General features: G+C 63.2%; 15 protein-coding genes. 5 read left to right on the top strand and 10 right to left on the bottom strand.

Translation table 11 applies throughout. The features are described from left to right. Window positions 1-48: 48 nt before the first annotated feature. Window positions 49-1041: a DUF4340 domain-containing protein gene (locus tag BLT86_RS10915; RefSeq protein ID WP_004423970.1), complete on the top strand. Its 993-nt coding sequence runs from the start codon at window positions 49-51 to the stop codon at window positions 1039-1041. 229 nt (window positions 1042-1270) lie between these two features. Continuing rightward, window positions 1271-1480 carry a cold-shock protein gene (locus tag BLT86_RS10910; protein WP_004423973.1) on the top strand — a complete coding sequence of 70 codons (210 nt, stop codon included), beginning with the start codon at window positions 1271-1273 and terminating at the stop codon, window positions 1478-1480. Window positions 1481-1989: 509 nt separating this feature from the next. Here the strand turns inward: BLT86_RS10910 and BLT86_RS10905 are convergent. The 3 genes from BLT86_RS10905 to dapE all read right to left on the bottom strand — a co-directional run bounded on the left by BLT86_RS10905 (window position 1990) and on the right by dapE (window position 4483). Beyond that, entirely contained in the window at window positions 1990-2364 is a 375-nt protein-coding gene (locus tag BLT86_RS10905) for a hypothetical protein (RefSeq protein WP_017674804.1), read from the bottom strand. A gap of 5 nt (window positions 2365-2369) precedes the next feature. After that, complete coding sequence (locus tag BLT86_RS10900; protein ID WP_017674803.1) at window positions 2370-3194, bottom strand: putative RNA methyltransferase; 825 nt, start codon at window positions 3192-3194, stop codon at window positions 2370-2372. A gap of 146 nt (window positions 3195-3340) precedes the next feature. Then, entirely contained in the window at window positions 3341-4483 is a 1143-nt protein-coding gene (dapE, locus tag BLT86_RS10895) for a succinyl-diaminopimelate desuccinylase (RefSeq protein WP_017674802.1), read from the bottom strand. 199 nt (window positions 4484-4682) lie between these two features. Between dapE and tcdA the strand changes: the two genes are divergently transcribed. The 3 genes from tcdA (at window position 4683) to BLT86_RS10880 (ending at window position 6945) form a co-directional block, all read left to right on the top strand. After that, window positions 4683-5492, top strand: coding sequence for a tRNA cyclic N6-threonylcarbamoyladenosine(37) synthase TcdA (gene tcdA, locus BLT86_RS10890; RefSeq protein WP_017674801.1), 810 nt, complete (start codon window positions 4683-4685; stop codon window positions 5490-5492). Window positions 5493-5640: 148 nt separating this feature from the next. Then, window positions 5641-6435 carry a substrate-binding periplasmic protein gene (locus tag BLT86_RS10885; RefSeq protein WP_026088367.1) on the top strand — a complete coding sequence of 265 codons (795 nt, stop codon included), beginning with the start codon at window positions 5641-5643 and terminating at the stop codon, window positions 6433-6435. A gap of 39 nt (window positions 6436-6474) precedes the next feature. Then, complete coding sequence (locus tag BLT86_RS10880; protein WP_059391330.1) at window positions 6475-6945, top strand: YehS family protein; 471 nt, start codon at window positions 6475-6477, stop codon at window positions 6943-6945. 214 nt (window positions 6946-7159) lie between these two features. On the opposite strand, the gene BLT86_RS10875 is transcribed toward BLT86_RS10880, so the two are convergent. The 7 genes from BLT86_RS10875 to map all read right to left on the bottom strand — a co-directional run bounded on the left by BLT86_RS10875 (window position 7160) and on the right by map (window position 15457). Beyond that, window positions 7160-7567 carry a SufE family protein gene (locus BLT86_RS10875; protein WP_017674798.1) on the bottom strand — a complete coding sequence of 136 codons (408 nt, stop codon included), beginning with the start codon at window positions 7565-7567 and terminating at the stop codon, window positions 7160-7162. 118 nt (window positions 7568-7685) lie between these two features. Next, complete coding sequence (locus tag BLT86_RS10870; protein WP_092376612.1) at window positions 7686-8891, bottom strand: aminotransferase class V-fold PLP-dependent enzyme; 1206 nt, start codon at window positions 8889-8891, stop codon at window positions 7686-7688. Window positions 8892-8970: 79 nt separating this feature from the next. Beyond that, window positions 8971-10005 carry a 2,3,4,5-tetrahydropyridine-2,6-dicarboxylate N-succinyltransferase gene (gene dapD / locus BLT86_RS10865; RefSeq protein ID WP_092376609.1) on the bottom strand — a complete coding sequence of 345 codons (1035 nt, stop codon included), beginning with the start codon at window positions 10003-10005 and terminating at the stop codon, window positions 8971-8973. 38 nt (window positions 10006-10043) lie between these two features. Then, window positions 10044-10391: an ArsC family reductase gene (locus BLT86_RS10860; protein ID WP_021489813.1), complete on the bottom strand. Its 348-nt coding sequence runs from the start codon at window positions 10389-10391 to the stop codon at window positions 10044-10046. Window positions 10392-10655: 264 nt separating this feature from the next. After that, a complete protein-coding gene (gene dapC, locus BLT86_RS10855) occupies window positions 10656-11852 on the bottom strand; it encodes a succinyldiaminopimelate transaminase (RefSeq protein WP_092376606.1) in 1197 nt (398 codons plus the stop codon). 37 nt (window positions 11853-11889) lie between these two features. Next, window positions 11890-14589, bottom strand: a complete 2700-nt coding sequence (locus BLT86_RS10850; RefSeq protein ID WP_021489811.1) for a [protein-PII] uridylyltransferase — start codon at window positions 14587-14589, stop codon at window positions 11890-11892. A gap of 85 nt (window positions 14590-14674) precedes the next feature. Beyond that, complete coding sequence (gene map, locus BLT86_RS10845; RefSeq protein WP_045735080.1) at window positions 14675-15457, bottom strand: type I methionyl aminopeptidase; 783 nt, start codon at window positions 15455-15457, stop codon at window positions 14675-14677. Window positions 15458-15709: the final 252 nt, after the last annotated feature.

Here is a 15709-nt window from a genome sequence, read left to right as displayed (position 1 = left end):
TGTAAAACGCGATATCCACGCGCATAGTCATTCACTTGTGAGGAGATCATGGGACGTAAAGGTCTGATCGCATTGATCATCATCGTGCTGCTGTGCGTGCTGGGTTACCTGGCCGTGCAGCGCGGCCAGCAGCAGAGCACGGCGCAAGTCGAGTCGGCGCCCTGGCTGGCAGCCGAACAGGGCTATCTGAATACGCTGCAGGCGCTGGAGATCGAGGCGCCGGGGCAGCCCTCGGTACGCATCGAGCGGCGTGAAGATGGTTGGGTGGTGCCGGCGAAGGCCGACTATCCGGCGGCGCCGCAAGCGCTGGCCGAACTGCTGCGGGCATTGCGTGAGGCGCGCACGCAGGAGGCCAAGACTGCCAACCCGCAGTGGCATGCTCGTTTGGGACTGGCCGAGGAGGGGGCGGCTGATGAGCAGGCGCTGCGTCTGAAGCTGCACTTCGACGGCCATCCCGACCTGGGGCTGCGCTTGGGTAATCCGTCTCAGCAAGGCAGTGGGCAACTGGTGCGTCGTGCCGGCGAGAATCAGGTCTGGCTGATCGATCAGCAGTTGCAGGTGCCGACGCGTGAGCTGGACTGGCTGGATCGACGTGTCACCGACATTCCCTTCACGCGCATCGCGCGCCTTGAGCTGCGCTACGCCGATGGCGAGAAACTTACCCTGACGCGTGCCGATGCCCAGCAGTACAACTTCGCTGTCGCAGAGCTGCGCAAGGAGCAGAAACTCAGCTTCGAGGGTGCGGCCAATGGTGTCGCACTGGTCTTCTCCAACCTGCAGTTCGCTGATGCTGCGCCGCTTTCGCAGATAGGTTTCAAGCAGGCGCCGGTGCTGCAGTTCAGCCTCAGTGGTTTTGCCGAGGAAAAGCTCGAAGGAGCGTTGTACAAGCAGGGTGAGCAGTATTGGTTGGTGCTTGGCGAGCGTGAAGGTTTCAACGCCGCAGAGGTGAGTGCGCGCAGTGACTGGGCATATCGACTGGAGCCTGATCAGGTGCAGCGGCTGGCGAAGAAGTTGCGCGATCTGTTAGTCAAAAGCCCATAAAACGAGCTGTAACCCGCATATCTTCTGGGTTCGTGGCGGTTTTGAGAAAGTGCTTTTCAGTCACAATCCATGCTTTATACTCGGCCTTCGACTGCAGCAAGAACGCGAATCGCTTGACCTGCTCCATGCTCGATTGCCGGGGGTGGCGAACGCTGAGAAGAGCGTTTTTACCGAGCCGTCAAAGCGCCTTCGGGACAATAAAAACATAGCGAGTTTGGAGAGGTTGGTAATGGCAGATCGTGAGACGGGAACCGTCAAATGGTTCAATGATTCCAAGGGTTACGGGTTTATTCAGCGCGAAAGCGGCCCGGACGTATTCGTTCACTACCGCGCCATTCGTGGCGACGGCCACCGCACCCTGGTCGAAGGCCAGAAGGTCGAGTTCGGTGTGACCCAGGGCCAGAAAGGCCTGCAGGCGGAAGACGTCTCCGCGGTCTGAGCTCCAGCTCGAAATACAACAAGGCCCGTCGATGACGGGCCTTGTTGTTTGTGGCGTTTTATTTCGTAGGGCGGGTGAAACCCGCCGAAAGACGTGGCGGGTTGCTCGGAACGCCCCTCTCCCATAAATGGGAGAGGGACTGGGGGAGAGGGCCGAGAACATCGCGAAACTGCCTGCTGGCTCCAACCTCTGCGAGCGCTGCCCGCCCTAACCCTCTCCTCAGAGGGGCGAGGGGACTGAACGCGTCCGACCGTCGCTTAAGTGAACAGCGTTCCCGTCGATGACCGGGCTTGTTCTTTGTGGTCTGTTCGGGCCGCGAAGGTGAAGAACACTGTAGCCCGGATGAAATCCGGGAAATGCGCTGATCCCCGGATTTCATCCGGGCTACGGGCGAAGATAATGACCCCACGCAGCTTTGCGTAGGAGCCCCGCCCCGGGGCGAAGCTTTGTCGTCCTGATTCGCGGCGGGGCGCCGCTCCTACAGATTTGGCGCTTGCGCCAAGCGGCCGCTATTGATCTGTACGCCAAACGATCTCGGTTTCGCCATCGGCATCGACCTTGATCCAGCGATCGGCTTCTTCATCGCTCTCGTCTTCCACCCAGGTGCCGGGCGCGCAGCGCACCTGCACGCCGAGTGCGGCATGGGCGGCGCGGGCACAGGCCAGGTCGTCGTCCCAGGGGGTGGCATCGCTTTCCAGGTACAGGCTGTGCCATTTGCCCACGGCTTTCGGCAGCCAGGTCACCGGCACGTCACCGGCCTTGCATTTGAAGGTCTGGCCCTTTTGCTGCCAGTCGCTGCATGGGCCGAGAGCTTCGCCCAGCCATTGCGCCACGGCATCGCGTTCGGCGTCTTTCAGGTAGATCTCGATATCGGGTTGGCGCATGGCTTTCAGTCCTGAGAGCGTGGGCTCTGGGTTTTGACGATCCAATCGTAGCGGATTGAAACGGTGACATCGAAGGGCTCGGCAATTACCGCTTCGCGGCGCTCGGCACTGGCGCGCCAGCCGTGCGGGGTCATGGCCAGCAGGTCGGCGCGAGCCTGAGCATCGGCCAGGTGCAGCGGGAATTCGAGGGTTTCGCTGTGGGCCAGGTGCATGCCGGGCGGAATCAGCGCCAGGTGCTTCTCGTCGTCGTAGTCGCGTACTTCGTCGTACAGCTTCTGCCGCAGTTCCATCAGGTGCACGCGGGTCGGGCCCATGCGCAGCAAGCCGCCGCCGGGTGCGAGCAGACGCTTGGCCTCGGCCCAGTCCAGCGGGCTGAAGACGCTGGCCAGTAGGTCGCAACTGGCATCGGCCAATGGCACACGGGCCATGCTCGCCACCAGCCAGCTCAGCTGCGCAGCACGTTTGCACGCGCGCTTCACCGCCTCGCGGGAGATGTCCAGGGCATAACCGTCGGCGGCGGGCAGGCCACGGGCGATCTGTTCGGTGTAGTAACCCTCGCCACAACCGATATCCAGCCAGCGCGCCGGCTTGTACTCGGCAGCCAGTGCGGCCAGGCGTGCGGCCAGCGATGCGTAGTGGCCGCCTTCGAGAAAACGCCGGCGCGCCTCGACCATGGCGGCGTTGTCGCCGGGGTCGCGGCTGTTCTTGTGTTGCACCGGCAGCAGGTTGAAGTACCCCTGGCGCGCGCGGTCGAAGCTGTGCCGGTTTTCGCAGGCCAGGCCGTTGCCGCTGGGCATCAGCGGCGCTTGGCAGATGGGACAGATCAGCATGCGTAAAATCCGTGAATAGGCCGTCGCGAGCGCGCCGAGAGCAAGGCGGACGGAACACAGCGACGAGACATATCGAATAGATAGGCGAGGAGCGAGTACCGCCCAACGCAGCTATCGGTGTGCGCAGCAGGCATATTCATGGATTTTCATGCGAGCAGTTTCACCAGGGTTCGGTAATAGACTTCGGTAAGCAGGTCCAGATCGCTGGCCAGTACGCGCTCGTTGATCTGGTGGATGGTGGCGTTGACCGGGCCGAGCTCGACCACCTGAGTGCCCAGGGTGGCGATAAAGCGACCGTCGGAGGTGCCGCCGCTGGTGGACGGCGTGGTGTCACGACCGGTGACGTTCTTGATGCTGGCGGCCACTGCGTCGAGCAGGTCGCCCGGCTGGGTAAGGAATGGCAGACCGGACAGCGCCCACTCCAGGTGGTAGTCCAGGCCGTGCTTGTCGAGAATGGTGGTGACGCGCTGCTGCAGCTCCTCGACGGTGGATTCGGTGGAGAAGCGGAAGTTGAACACCGCTTTCAGCTCGCCGGGGATGACGTTGGTGGCGCCAGTGCCGGAGTTGAGATTGGACACCTGGAAGCTGGTCGGCGGGAAGTAGTCGTTGCCGTGATCCCAGTGCTCGGCGGCCAGTTCGGCCAGCGCCGGGGCGGCCAGGTGAATCGGGTTCTTCGCCAGGTGCGGGTAGGCCACGTGGCCTTGCTTGCCGTACACGGTGAGTGTGCAACCGAGGGAGCCACGACGGCCGTTCTTCACCACGTCACCGAGCAGGGTGGTGCTCGACGGCTCGCCGACGATGCACCAGTCCAGGCGCTCGTTACGCTCGCGCAGGCGCTCGACCACCGCCTTGGTGCCATGCTGAGCCGGGCCTTCCTCGTCGCTGGTGATCAGGAAGGTGATGGCGCCCTTGTGGTTCGGGTAGTCGGCGACGAAGCGCTCCACCGCGATGATCATGCTCGCCAGGCTGCCTTTCATATCCGCTGCGCCACGGCCGCAGAGCATGCCGTCTTCATCGACGCGCACGTCGAACGGCTGGTACTGCCAGGCGTCCAGCGGGCCAGTGGGCACCACATCGGTGTGGCCGGCGAAACACAGCACCGGGCCGTCGCCACCGCGCTTGGCCCAGAAATTCTCCACCTCTTCGATGCGCATGCGCTCCACCTCGAAGCCGCAGGCGGCCAGGCGGCGCATCATCAGCTCCTGGCAACCTTCGTCGACCGGGGTCACGGACGGGCGGCGGATCAGGTCGAAGGCGAGTTCCAGGGTCGGGGTGAGGGTGGCGGTCATTGCGGCTCCGGTACGGCGGCTAGCGTGAAGGCTGGCCATCTTAAAGCAAAAGTCGTTGGCGATCAGGTCATAAGGCGCGTCGCACGGCGCATTCGCGGTAAATGCAGCTCGATACGACGGGCCGACGGCTGACCTGTTCGACAGGCTTGGGTGGGCAGGGTGCTATCTCTATAATGCGCGCCTTCCTGCAGGGGGTGTGATGGGTACTGACGATCAGCGATTCGGCGGCATAGCCCGGCTTTACGGCCAGGAGGGCTATCAACGACTGGCAGCGGCGCACGTGGCGGTAGTCGGCATCGGCGGCGTCGGTTCCTGGGCGGCCGAGGCGCTGGCGCGCTCGGGTGTCGGCGAGATTTCCCTGTTCGACCTGGACGACGTCTGCATCACCAACACCAATCGCCAGGTGCACGCCATCGAAGGCGCGGTGGGCAAGGCCAAGGTCGACGAGATGGCCGCGCGCATCCGTGCCATCAACCCGGCATGCGTGGTGCACGCCGTGGCGGATTTCGTCACCCGCGAAACCATGGCCGAGTACATCACCGAGCAGCTCGATGGGGTGATCGACTGCATCGACAGCGTGCCGGCCAAGGCGGCGCTGATCGCCTGGTGCAAGCGGCGCAAGATCCAGATCGTCACCACCGGCGGCGCGGGCGGGCAGGTCGATCCTACGCAGATTCAGGTCACCGACCTGAACAAGACCTTCAACGACCCGCTGGCGGCCAAGGTGCGTAGCCTGTTGCGCCGCGATTATGGCTTCTCGCGTACGCCGGGTCGCACCTACAGCGTCCCTTGCGTGTTCTCCACCGAGCAGCTGCGTTATCCCAAGCCGGATGGCACGGTCTGTCAGGCCAAGGGCTTCGTCGGTGAAGGGGTGAAGCTCGACTGCGCGGGCGGTTTCGGCGCGGTGATGATGGTCACCGCCAGCTTCGGCATGGCCGCTGCGGCCAAGCTGGTAGACAAACTGGTGGCTGGCGCCCGTCGTCCGGCAGAGCGCCAATCGAAAACCTGAGAAACGCCCGTGCGCGGTGCGTTTGACTATGCTGGGCGAAGGGAGAGGTTGCAGTAGCCGACAGGGAGACGTCGAACATGATCCGTATCAGAGGTGATTTGTGTCGTACCTGTTTTTTTGCGTCTCGCTGAGAAGACGCTGGGCACGGATGCTCGCCTCCCTGACGCTACCTGTTTTGCTGGTAGCCCTTGGGCCCGTTCAGGCCGAGCCACAGAAGCTGCGTATCGGCACCGGCGACTGGGCGCCCTATGTCGACCAGGAGCGCAGTGATGGTGGCGCTCTGGCGCGACTGATCAGCGCAGTGTTCGCTGAAGCGGGTTACCAGGTCGAATTCATCTTCCATCCCTGGGACCGCAACGTACTGATGCTGCAGCAGGGGCAGTTGCACGCGATCATGCCCTATAGCTGCAGTCCCAGTCGGCTCAATTACGGCATTTGTAGCGACCCGCTGGTGCGCGGGGAGATCGTTCTGTTCCATCGTCGCGATCAGGCGTTCGACTGGACCACGGTCGAGGACTTGTTGAAGTATCACATCGGCACGACGCTGGGTTACTCCTACGGCCCTGCGTTCGACGAGGCGTTGCAGGCCGGCCGCCTGAGCGTCGAGCAAAATGGCAAGGAGGACACCAGTTTTCGTCTTCTGGAGTTGGGTCGTATCGACCTTCATCCACAGGACCGCGCTGTCGGCTATGCCATGTTGAATCGTTTGTTTCCGGAAGATGGCGGTAAAATCGTGCATCATCCGCGGCAGTTGAATACCGAGCCGCTGCGCTTGCTGTTTCGCAAGGGTGATCCTGAGAGCGTCAAGCTGTTGCGCGTGTTCAATGCCAGGCTGCGTGACTTTGCCCAGCGTGGTGACCTGCAGCGTCTACAGCAGGCGCTTAATTCCGGTAACGCCGATGACTGGAAACCCAGCACCTCGGCCCAGGCCGTGCGGGACTGAACCGCATCTGTCTACCTCCTTCCTCCAAGAGTTTTCTGCATGCTCAATAACGATGTACTGCGCAGCTTGCGCTATTTGCTGGATGTCAGCGATGGCAAGCTGGAAGAACTATGCCGGTTGGCGGATTATCCCGTCGAACCGGGCCTGATCTCGGCCTGTCTGCTGCGTGAGGACGAGCCCGGTTATCGTTCCTGCAGCGATGTGCTGCTGGCGCACGTGCTCGAAGGTCTGGTGTTTTACAAGCGTGGCAAGGACGATAGCCGGCCGCGCCTGCCGGTGGAAAAACGCCTGAGTAACAACCTGATCCTGAAGAAGCTGCGCGTGGCCTTCGAGCTGCGCGACGACGATATCCAGGCGCTTCTGCAAGCGGTCGACCTGCCGATGACCAAGGCCGAGCTTGGCGCCCTGTTCCGCGCGCCGGGTCACAAGCACTTTCGCGAGTGCGGCGATCAGATCCTGCGCAATTTTCTGCGGGGGCTGACGTTGCGCGAGCGGGGCAAGAGCGACTAGTGACGTGACCCTGTCGCAATGGTGAAGAGCGTTCGTGGTCTTCGTAGGGGGGGTAGCGGCGCCAAACGTCACACTATCAGACACCGCCATCGTTGTGCGCTGCGTAACCCACCAGGCGCCGTTCCTGCGTTGTACCAATTGGTAGGTTACGGCGCAGCATGTCTTGCGGGCTTCACCACCACCGCCAGCAGGCGCCTAACCCACACTACGGTGTTCAGGTCCCAGCCAGCTCGCGCATACGCTGCAGCACGGCATTGAGGCCGTTGCTGCGTGATGGCGACAGTTGTCTCTGCAACCCCAACTGGATGAACCAGTCGACCAGATCGACACTGGCCAGCTCGGCGCGAGGCAGACCTTCGACACGCGCCAGCAGCACGGCCAGCAAGCCACGCAGTAGGCGGGCGTCGCTGCTGGCGCGAAAGTGCAGGTGCTCGCCGCGTTGTTCGGCTATCAGCCAGACCAGGCTCTCGCAGCCATGCACGCGGTGCTCGTCGACGCGCTCGGTTTCGCTCAATGGCTCCAGACGTTCGCCCCATTGCATCAGCAGGCGCGCGCGCTGTTCCCAGCCTGGGCAGGCGGCAAAGGCTTCCAGTGCTTCCTGAGCGGCGACTGACAGGCTCATGGCGAGAGACTCCCGTAGCATGTAGGAGCGGCTGGGCGGCATTCCGTTTCAGCCGCGATGGTCCGGGTGCCAATATTCGCGGCTGAAGCCGCTCCTACGACGAACCATTGGCCGATCTTCATTGCAGCAGCTCCAGAGCATTATCCAGTGCGCTGAAGAATCGCCGCAGGTCCTCGCCGTCGTTGTACAGAGCGAGCGAGACGCGAATCGCACCACTCAGACCCAGGCTTTTCATCAGCGGCATGGCGCAGTGATGCCCGGCGCGCACGGCGATGCCCTGTTCGCTGAGCAGGTGAGCCAGGTCGGCGTTATGTACGCCGTCGACGCAGAAACTGGCCAGCGCCAACTGCGGCTCGCCGAGCAGACGCACGCCGTTGCGGCTTTGCAGGCCGGCCAGCAGTTCGGCATGCAGGGCCGCTTCATGATGTGCCACGGCGGTGTGATCCAGCCCGTTTAGCCAGTCCAGTGCTGCGCCCAGGGCTATGACCGCTGAAACCGCTGGTGTGCCGGCCTCGAAACCCAATGGAGCAGGGCGAAAGCGCGCGCTCTGGTAGTCGGCATCGAGCACCATCTCACCGCCGAATTGCCAGTGCTGCAATTTGCCCAACGCTTCGCGGCGGCCATACAGCAGGCCGACGCCATCCGCGCCGTAGAGCTTATGTGACGAGCACACGTAGAAATCACAGCCCAGCGCCTGCAGATTGTGGCGACCATGCACCGCACCCTGGGCACCGTCGACCACGCTGAATGCGCCTTGCGCGCGTGCCAGGGCCAGCAGCTCGGCAAGCGGTTGCCAGCGGCCAAGCACGTTGGACAGCTGCGAGACTGCCAGCAGGCGGGTGCGCGGGCCGATCAGCCGAGCCGCTTGCTGCAGATCGATGCTGCCGGTGTGATCCAGCTGCAATACCACCAGCTCGAGATTGCGGCGCTTGGCCAGTTGCTGCCAAGGCAGCAGATTGGCGTGGTGCTCCAGCGCGCTGATGACGATTTGCTCACCAGGCTGAAGCAGATGCTCCAGGCCGTAGGCCAGCAGGTTGAGTGATTCGGTACTGCCGCGGGTAAAGATGATCTCCTCGCTGCTGACTGCATTCAGCCACTGCGCGGCCTTGCTACGTGTCGCCTCGAAGGCGCGGGTGGCACGTTCACCTGGCAGGTGCTGGGCACGATGCACATTGGCCACGCCGCTGGCCAGGTAGCCGAGCAGGGCGTCCAGCACCGCCTGCGGTTTCTGTGCGGTGGCGGCGCTGTCCAGATAGGTCTGGCCTTCGGCTTCGAGGGCGAGAATGCCGGGGAAAGCGGCGCGCCAGGGGGAGATCAGTGACATGAGGAGCCTATCCCGTAGGGTGCGCCATGCGCACCAGGTCGCATGGCTGAGCGGTGCGCACGGCGCACCCTACGTGGGATCAGTTGTGGGCGTGCAGGGCTTCGTTCAGCTCGATGGCCGACTTGTGGGTCTTGCACTCCACGGCGCCGGTCAGCGAGTTGCGACGGAACAGCAGGTCCGGCTGGCCAGCCAGGTCGCGCGCCTTGACCACCTTGACCAGGGCGTTGCCTTCGTCGAGCAGGTTCACCTTGGTGCCGGCGGTGATGTACAGGCCGGCTTCGACGGTGTTGCGGTCGCCCAGCGGGATGCCGATGCCTGCGTTGGCGCCGATCAGGCAGCCTTCACCAACGCTGATGATGATGTTGCCGCCGCCGGACAGGGTGCCCATGGTCGAGCAGCCGCCGCCGAGATCCGAGCCCTTGCCGACGAAGACGCCAGCGGAAACGCGGCCTTCGATCATGCCTGGGCCTTCGGTGCCGCCGTTGAAGTTGACGAAGCCTTCGTGCATCACGGTGGTGCCTTCGCCGATATAGGCGCCCAGGCGCACACGGGCGCTGTCGGCGATACGCACGCCGGCCGGCACCACGTAGTCGGTCATTTTCGGGAACTTGTCCACCGAGAACACTTCCAGCAGCTTGCCCTTCAGGCGTGCTTCCAGCTGGCGTTCGGCCAGCTCAGCGAGGTCGACGGCGCCCTGACTGGTCCAGGCCACGTTGGGCAGCAGCGGGAAAATGCCGGCCAGGCTCAGGCCGTGCGGCTTGACCAGACGATGCGACAGCAGGTGCAGCTTGAGGTAGGCCTCCGGGGTGCTGGTCAGCGCGGCGTCTTCAGCCAGGAAGGTGGCGACCAGCGGGTTGTGGCTTTCGGCCAGACGGGTCAGCAGCGCCGCTTGAGCGGCGTCCACGCCTTTCAGGGCTTCGGCCAGGTCAGCGGCCTGTGTGGTGGTGAAGGCGATGGCCTGGTTGCCGCCCTGGTAGCCGAGCTTCTCGGCGGCCTTGGCTACCAGCTCGCTGGCCGGATTGAGCAGCGGCAGGGCGTAGAAGACTTCCAGCCAGTTGCCCTGGCGGTTCTGGGTGCCAACACCAAAGGCGATGCTGTAAAGGGAGGTGCTCATTAGATGGGGTTCCTTGCAACGAAATCGGGTGAGGTTGATCAGGCCAGCGCGGCTTGGTAGTTATCCGGCTTGAAGCCGACCAGGGTCTTGTCGCCCAGGTCGAGTACCGGGCGCTTGATCATCGACGGCTGGGCCAGCATCAGTTCGATGGCCTTGGCCTGGTCGAGATCGGCTTTCTGCGCGTCTTCCAGCTTGCGGAAGGTGGTGCCGGCACGGTTCAGGACGGTCTGCCAGCCATGCTCGTTGCACCACTTTTCCAGGTTTGCACGGTCGATCCCGACGCTCTTGTAGTCGTGAAAGGCATAGTCGACCTGGTGTTCATCGAGCCAGGTTCTGGCCTTTTTCATCGTGTCGCAGGCCTTGATGCCATACAGGACGTAACTCATTGATCTTCCTCTGATGAGTGGCGTGCCGGAAGGTCCGGGAAATACGGCGGGCCATTATGCCACGTCGCGTCCAGACGTGGCGGCGGCTGTCGCTGCGATGTGTTACAGCGCCGGCGTGCAGCGTGTAGCCCGGATGCAATCCGGGAAGCATTGGCGGGCTATCCCCGGATTGCATCCGGGCTACGGAGCCAGCGGCTCGCGTAAAGCCCCTCCTGCAAGTCAAGTAGCTGTGGGAGGGGCTTTAGCCGCGACGGTTGAAGCAGTTCAGGCACTGCGGATAAAGCGGGCGATACGCTCGGCGGCCTCGATGCACTCGGCCAGCGGTGCCACCAGCGCCATGCGCACGCGGCCGGCACCCGGGTTGACGCCGTTCACTTCACGCGACAGGTACGAGCCGGGCACCACGGTGACATGCTCGGTGGCGAACAGGTCGCGGGTGAACAGGGTGTCGTCACCCGGGGTACGTGCCCACAGGTAGAAGCCGCCATCGGGGCGCTGCACGTCCATCACCGGGGCGAGGATATCCAGCACGGCAGCGAACTTTTCCCGGTACATGTCACGGTTGGCACGTACATGCGCTTCGTCATTCCAGGCGGCAACGCTGGCCAGTTGGGTTTGTACCGGCATGGCGCAGCCGTGGTAGGTGCGATAGAGCAGGAAGTGCTTGAGGATATCGGCGTCGCCGGCGACGAAGCCCGAGCGCAGACCCGGCAGGTTGGAGCGCTTGGACAGGCTGTGGAACACCACGCAGCGTTTGAAGTCGCTGCGGCCCAGTTCGGCGCAGGCGCTGAGCAGGCCGGGCGGTGGTGCGTCCTCATCGAAATACAGCTCGCTGTAGCACTCGTCGGCAGCGATGACGAAGTCGTGTTCGTCGGCCAGGGCGATCAGTTTCTTCAGCGTCTCGACCGGGATCAGGGCGCCGGTGGGGTTGCCTGGCGAGCAGAGGAAGAGAATCTGGCAGCGCTTCCAGATTTCGGCCGGCACAGCATCGAAGTCCGGGTTGAAGCCGTGAGCTTCCAGGCACGGCAGGTAATGTGGCTCGGCGCCGGCGAGGAAGGCCGCACCTTCGTAGATCTGATAGAAGGGGTTGGGGCTGACCACCAGGCCCTTGGCGTTGCGGTCGACCACCGCCTGGGTGAAGGCGAACAGCGCTTCGCGGGTGCCATTGACCGGCAACACGTGGCGCGCGGCATCCAGCCAGCCAGTTGGCACGCCAAAGCGGCGTTCGCACCAGCTGGCAATGCTCTGGCGCAGTTCCGGCAAGCCGAGTGTGGTCGGGTAGACGGCGAGCTTGTCGAGATTGGCGGTCAGTGCCTGGCCGACGAAGTCAGGCGAGCGATGCTTGGGTTCGCCGATGGACAGGGCGATCGGGCGCTTGTTGGCGGCCGGTTGCACGCTGCCGAGCAGTTCGCGCAGTTTCTCGAAAGGGTAGGGCTGGAGCTGGTCGAGGGCTGGATTCATCGTTATCTCGCGTACTTCGGAAAGCGGGGCGGCGCAATCATATGTTGATCTGCAGGGTCTGCGGTTGAGCGCTGGGCTCGGACAGGCGGCGGACGATGGTTTCCTGCAGGCGTGCACAGAGTTCGGGGTCGGACAGCGGCTGGTTGTTGGCGTCGGTGACGAAGAATACGTCCTCGACCCGTTCGCCGAGGGTGGCGATCTTGGCGTTCTGCAGCGACAGGTCGTATTCGAGGAAGATTCGCCCGATCCGCGCCAGCAGGCCAGGGCGGTCCGGTGCGGTCAGTTCGAGAATGGTCACCGGGCGCTGCGCGTCGTTGTGGATGGTCACCTGCGGTGCGAAGGCAAAGTGCTTGAGCTGACGCGGCACGCGGCGCTGGATGATGGTCGGATAGTCGTCCGGGTTCTTCAGCGCTTCGATCAGGCCTTCACGAATCTGCTGGATGCGTGCCGGGTTGTTGCCGATCGAGCCGCCGTCGGCATCCAGCACCACGTAGGTATCGAGGGTGAACTGGCTGGTGGAGGTGATGATCCGTGCGTCGTGAATGTTCAGGTTGAGCTGGCTCATCGCAGCCACGGTCACGGCGAAGAAGTCGTGCTGGTCCGGCGCGTAGATGAAGATCTGCGTGCCGCCTTCGAACTCGCGCTGGGTGGTTTCCTTCATCAGCACCAGCGGTCCGCCATCGTTGGGGTGCTGAAGAATGGCATCGGTGTGCCAGGCCACGTCGGTGGCGGTGTGGCGCAGGAAGTAGTCGTCGCCCAGCTGGCTCCACAGCTGTTCGGCATCGTCCGGGTCGGTGCCGCCGCGTACCAGGGTGTCCAGGGCTGCGCTCTGGGTCTGGCGAATCTGCTCTTCACGGTCCAGCGGGTTTTCCAGGCCGCGGCGCAGGGCGCGCTTGGTCTCGGTGTAGAGCTGGCGCAGCAGGCTGGCGCGCCAGGAGTTCCACAGGCTGGGGTTGGTGGCGTTGATATCGGCCACGGTCAGCACGTAGAGGTAGTCCAGGTGGGTCTGGTCGCCGACGAACTGGGCGAAGTCATGGATCACCTGCGGGTCGGACAGATCCTTACGCTGCGCGGTGGTGGACATCACCAGGTGGTGCTGCACCAGCCAGACGATCAGGGCGCTGTCCCAGGCCGGCAGATGATGGCGGCGGGCGAAGGCTTCGGCGTCTACCGCGCCCAGCTCCGAATGATCACCGCCACGGCCCTTGCCGATGTCGTGATACAGGCCGGCGAGGTAGATCAGCTCGGATTTTGGCAGCTTGTCGATCAGCTTGCTGGCCAGCGGGAATTTCTCCGCCAGCTCCGGCCAGCGGAACTTGCGCAGGTGCTTGATCAGGTTGAGGGTGTGCGCGTCGACCGTATAGATGTGGAACAGGTCGTGCTGCATCTGTCCGACGATATGGCCGAACTCCGGCAGGTAACGGCCGAGAATGCCGTAGCGGTTCATCCGCCGCAGGTTGCGGTGAATGCCTTCCTTGCACTTGAACAGTTCGATGAACAGGCTGGTGTTGCGGATGTCCTTGCGGAACTCGTCGTCGATCAGGTGGCGGCTGTCACGCAGCAGGCGGATGCTGTCGGCACGTACCCCTTTGATTTCCGGGTGCTGCGCCATGAGCACGAAGATTTCGATGATGGCGAAGGGGGTACGCTTGAACACGTTCGGGTGGGTGACTTCGATATAACCGTCGCGCACCTGGAAGCGGCTGTTCAGTGGCGTGGCCGGGCCGCTTTCGCCGGCGCGCAGGATCACTTCCTCGAAGTGCTGGTTGATCAGGTCCGACAGCTCGGAAATCCCCATCACCACGCGGTAGTACTTCTGCATGAAGTGTTCGATGCTGCGCTTGCCGTCGCCGTCCTGATAGCCGAACAGGGCGGCGATCTTGGCCTGGTGATCGAACAGCAGACGGTCTTCGGCACGCCCGGCGAGCATGTGCAGGGCGTAGCGCACCTTCCACAAAAATTCCTGGCTGGAGGACAGCAGGGCGTATTCGCTCTCCAGAAGGAAACCGTGGCCGACCAAGGCCTGCAGGTTCAGCGTGCCGAACTGGCGGCGCGCCACCCAGAGCACGGTCTGGATATCGCGCAGGCCGCCGGGCGAGCCCTTGACGTTGGGTTCGAGGTTGTACTCGGTGTCGTTGTACTTGGCATGACGCGCTCTGCGCTCGTCGCGCTTGGCCAGGTAGAAGTGCTTGCTCGGCCACATCTGATCGGTGCTGGTCACCTGCTGCATGCGCTGGCGCAGGTGTTCGGGGCCGGCGATGGTGCGGCTTTCCATCAGGTTGGTGATCACCGTCAGGTCGGCGCGTGCCTCTTCGGCGCATTCGTCGACCGAGCGCACGCTCTGGCCAACTTCCAGGCCGATGTCCCAGAGCAGGGTGAGAAAGCCTTCGATGGGCTCGCGGAAGATTTCGTGATCGCTGCTGTCGAGCAGGATCAGCAGGTCGATGTCCGAGTAAGGGTGCAGCTCGCCACGGCCGTAGCCGCCAACGGCGAGCAGGGCGATGTCGGCATCCTCGCTCCAGGTGAAGCGTTTCCAGGCTTCCTGCAGGATCTGATCGACGAACCAGGCGCGGTCTTCGACCAGGCGGCGAATGTCACGGCCGGCACGAAAGCGCGCATCGAGCACCTCATGCGCGCCGCGGATGGCCTTCTTGAATGCAGCGATGGGGCTGGATTTCAGGGCCAGCTCGGCCTGGAACTGACCGCGGTCAAACAGTTCGGGGTCCATCTGCGGCATGCAGTTGCCTTCCTTATATAAGGTGGGGTGCGCTATGTGCACCACAAGCTTCAATGGTGCGCACGGCGCACTCTACGAATCGCGGTCAGGCCGAGGTGCGCGGCAGGGTGTCGTCGCTGCGCAGGGTCAGGATCTCATAGCCATCTGCGGTGACCAGCACAGTGTGCTCCCATTGCGCCGACAGCTTGCGGTCCTTGGTGATGGCGGTCCAGCCGTCGCCGAGCAGGCGGGTTTCCGGGCGGCCCTGGTTGATCATCGGCTCGATGGTGAAGGTCATGCCTTCCTTGAGCTCCATGCCGGTACCGGCCTTGCCGTAGTGCAGCACCTGCGGCTCTTCATGGAAGACCGCGCCGATGCCATGGCCGCAGTATTCGCGGACCACGGAGAAACCGTTCTTTTCCGCGTGCTTCTGGATCACTTCGCCGATATCGCCCAGGCGCGTGCCGGGTTTGACCAGCTCGATGCCTTTGTACATGCATTCCTGGGTGACCTTGGCCAGACGCTCGGCCCACTCGGCGACCTTGCCGACCATGAACATCTTGCTGGTATCGCCGTGGTAGCCGTCCTTGATCACGGTGACGTCGATGTTCAGCACGTCGCCGTCTTTCAGCGGCTTGTCATTGGGAATGCCGTGGCACACCACGTGGTTGATCGAGGTGCAGATCGACTTGGGGAAGCCCTTGTAGTTGAGCGGGGCGGGAATGGCCTGCTGCACGTTGACGATATAGTCGTGGCAGATGCGGTCGATTTCCTCAGTGGTGACGCCAGGCTTGACGTGTTCACCGATCATCTCCAGCACTTCGGCGGCCAGGCGGCCGGCCACGCGCATTTTCTCGATTTCTTCGGCGGATTTGATGGTGACGGTCATATGAAGCTCTCGGGCACGAACGGAAAGGGCGATATATTAGCAGCTTCGCCGTGCCAGCCCCAAAGGGCACTGCAACCGCTGCAGGGCGTTACTGCGTTGTTTGCCAGCTTTTGTAGCCTGCGCCGGCTTTGTGTGGTATAAAACGCGCCGCTTTACGGGCACTGCGCCCGAAAGCTCAAACCCACACACGTATCGACACGGTTTCCTGGGTGCCTTTCGACAAGTTCGAGGGTTGGAAGCTGGGATACGTGG

Source organism: Pseudomonas sihuiensis, from assembly GCF_900106015.1.
In the GTDB taxonomy this organism is placed as follows: Bacteria; Pseudomonadota; Gammaproteobacteria; order Pseudomonadales; family Pseudomonadaceae; genus Aquipseudomonas; species Aquipseudomonas sihuiensis.
Note: the sequence above shows the minus strand (reverse complement) of the source record. Positions and strands in the feature narration are given on the sequence as shown.

Coding starts and splice junctions, on each gene's coding strand:
- BLT86_RS10915 (WP_004423970.1), top strand. CDS start 49: ATGGGACGTAAAGGTCTGATCGCATTGATCATCATCGTGCTGCTGTGC.
- BLT86_RS10910 (WP_004423973.1), top strand. CDS start 1,271: ATGGCAGATCGTGAGACGGGAACCGTCAAATGGTTCAATGATTCCAAG.
- BLT86_RS10905 (WP_017674804.1), bottom strand. CDS start 2,364: ATGCGCCAACCCGATATCGAGATCTACCTGAAAGACGCCGAACGCGAT.
- BLT86_RS10900 (WP_017674803.1), bottom strand. CDS start 3,194: ATGCTGATCTGTCCCATCTGCCAAGCGCCGCTGATGCCCAGCGGCAAC.
- dapE (WP_017674802.1), bottom strand. CDS start 4,483: ATGACCGCCACCCTCACCCCGACCCTGGAACTCGCCTTCGACCTGATC.
- tcdA (WP_017674801.1), top strand. CDS start 4,683: ATGGGTACTGACGATCAGCGATTCGGCGGCATAGCCCGGCTTTACGGC.
- BLT86_RS10885 (WP_026088367.1), top strand. CDS start 5,641: ATGCTCGCCTCCCTGACGCTACCTGTTTTGCTGGTAGCCCTTGGGCCC.
- BLT86_RS10880 (WP_059391330.1), top strand. CDS start 6,475: ATGCTCAATAACGATGTACTGCGCAGCTTGCGCTATTTGCTGGATGTC.
- BLT86_RS10875 (WP_017674798.1), bottom strand. CDS start 7,567: ATGAGCCTGTCAGTCGCCGCTCAGGAAGCACTGGAAGCCTTTGCCGCC.
- BLT86_RS10870 (WP_092376612.1), bottom strand. CDS start 8,891: ATGTCACTGATCTCCCCCTGGCGCGCCGCTTTCCCCGGCATTCTCGCC.
- dapD (WP_092376609.1), bottom strand. CDS start 10,005: ATGAGCACCTCCCTTTACAGCATCGCCTTTGGTGTTGGCACCCAGAAC.
- BLT86_RS10860 (WP_021489813.1), bottom strand. CDS start 10,391: ATGAGTTACGTCCTGTATGGCATCAAGGCCTGCGACACGATGAAAAAG.
- dapC (WP_092376606.1), bottom strand. CDS start 11,852: ATGAATCCAGCCCTCGACCAGCTCCAGCCCTACCCTTTCGAGAAACTG.
- BLT86_RS10850 (WP_021489811.1), bottom strand. CDS start 14,589: ATGCCGCAGATGGACCCCGAACTGTTTGACCGCGGTCAGTTCCAGGCC.
- map (WP_045735080.1), bottom strand. CDS start 15,457: ATGACCGTCACCATCAAATCCGCCGAAGAAATCGAGAAAATGCGCGTG.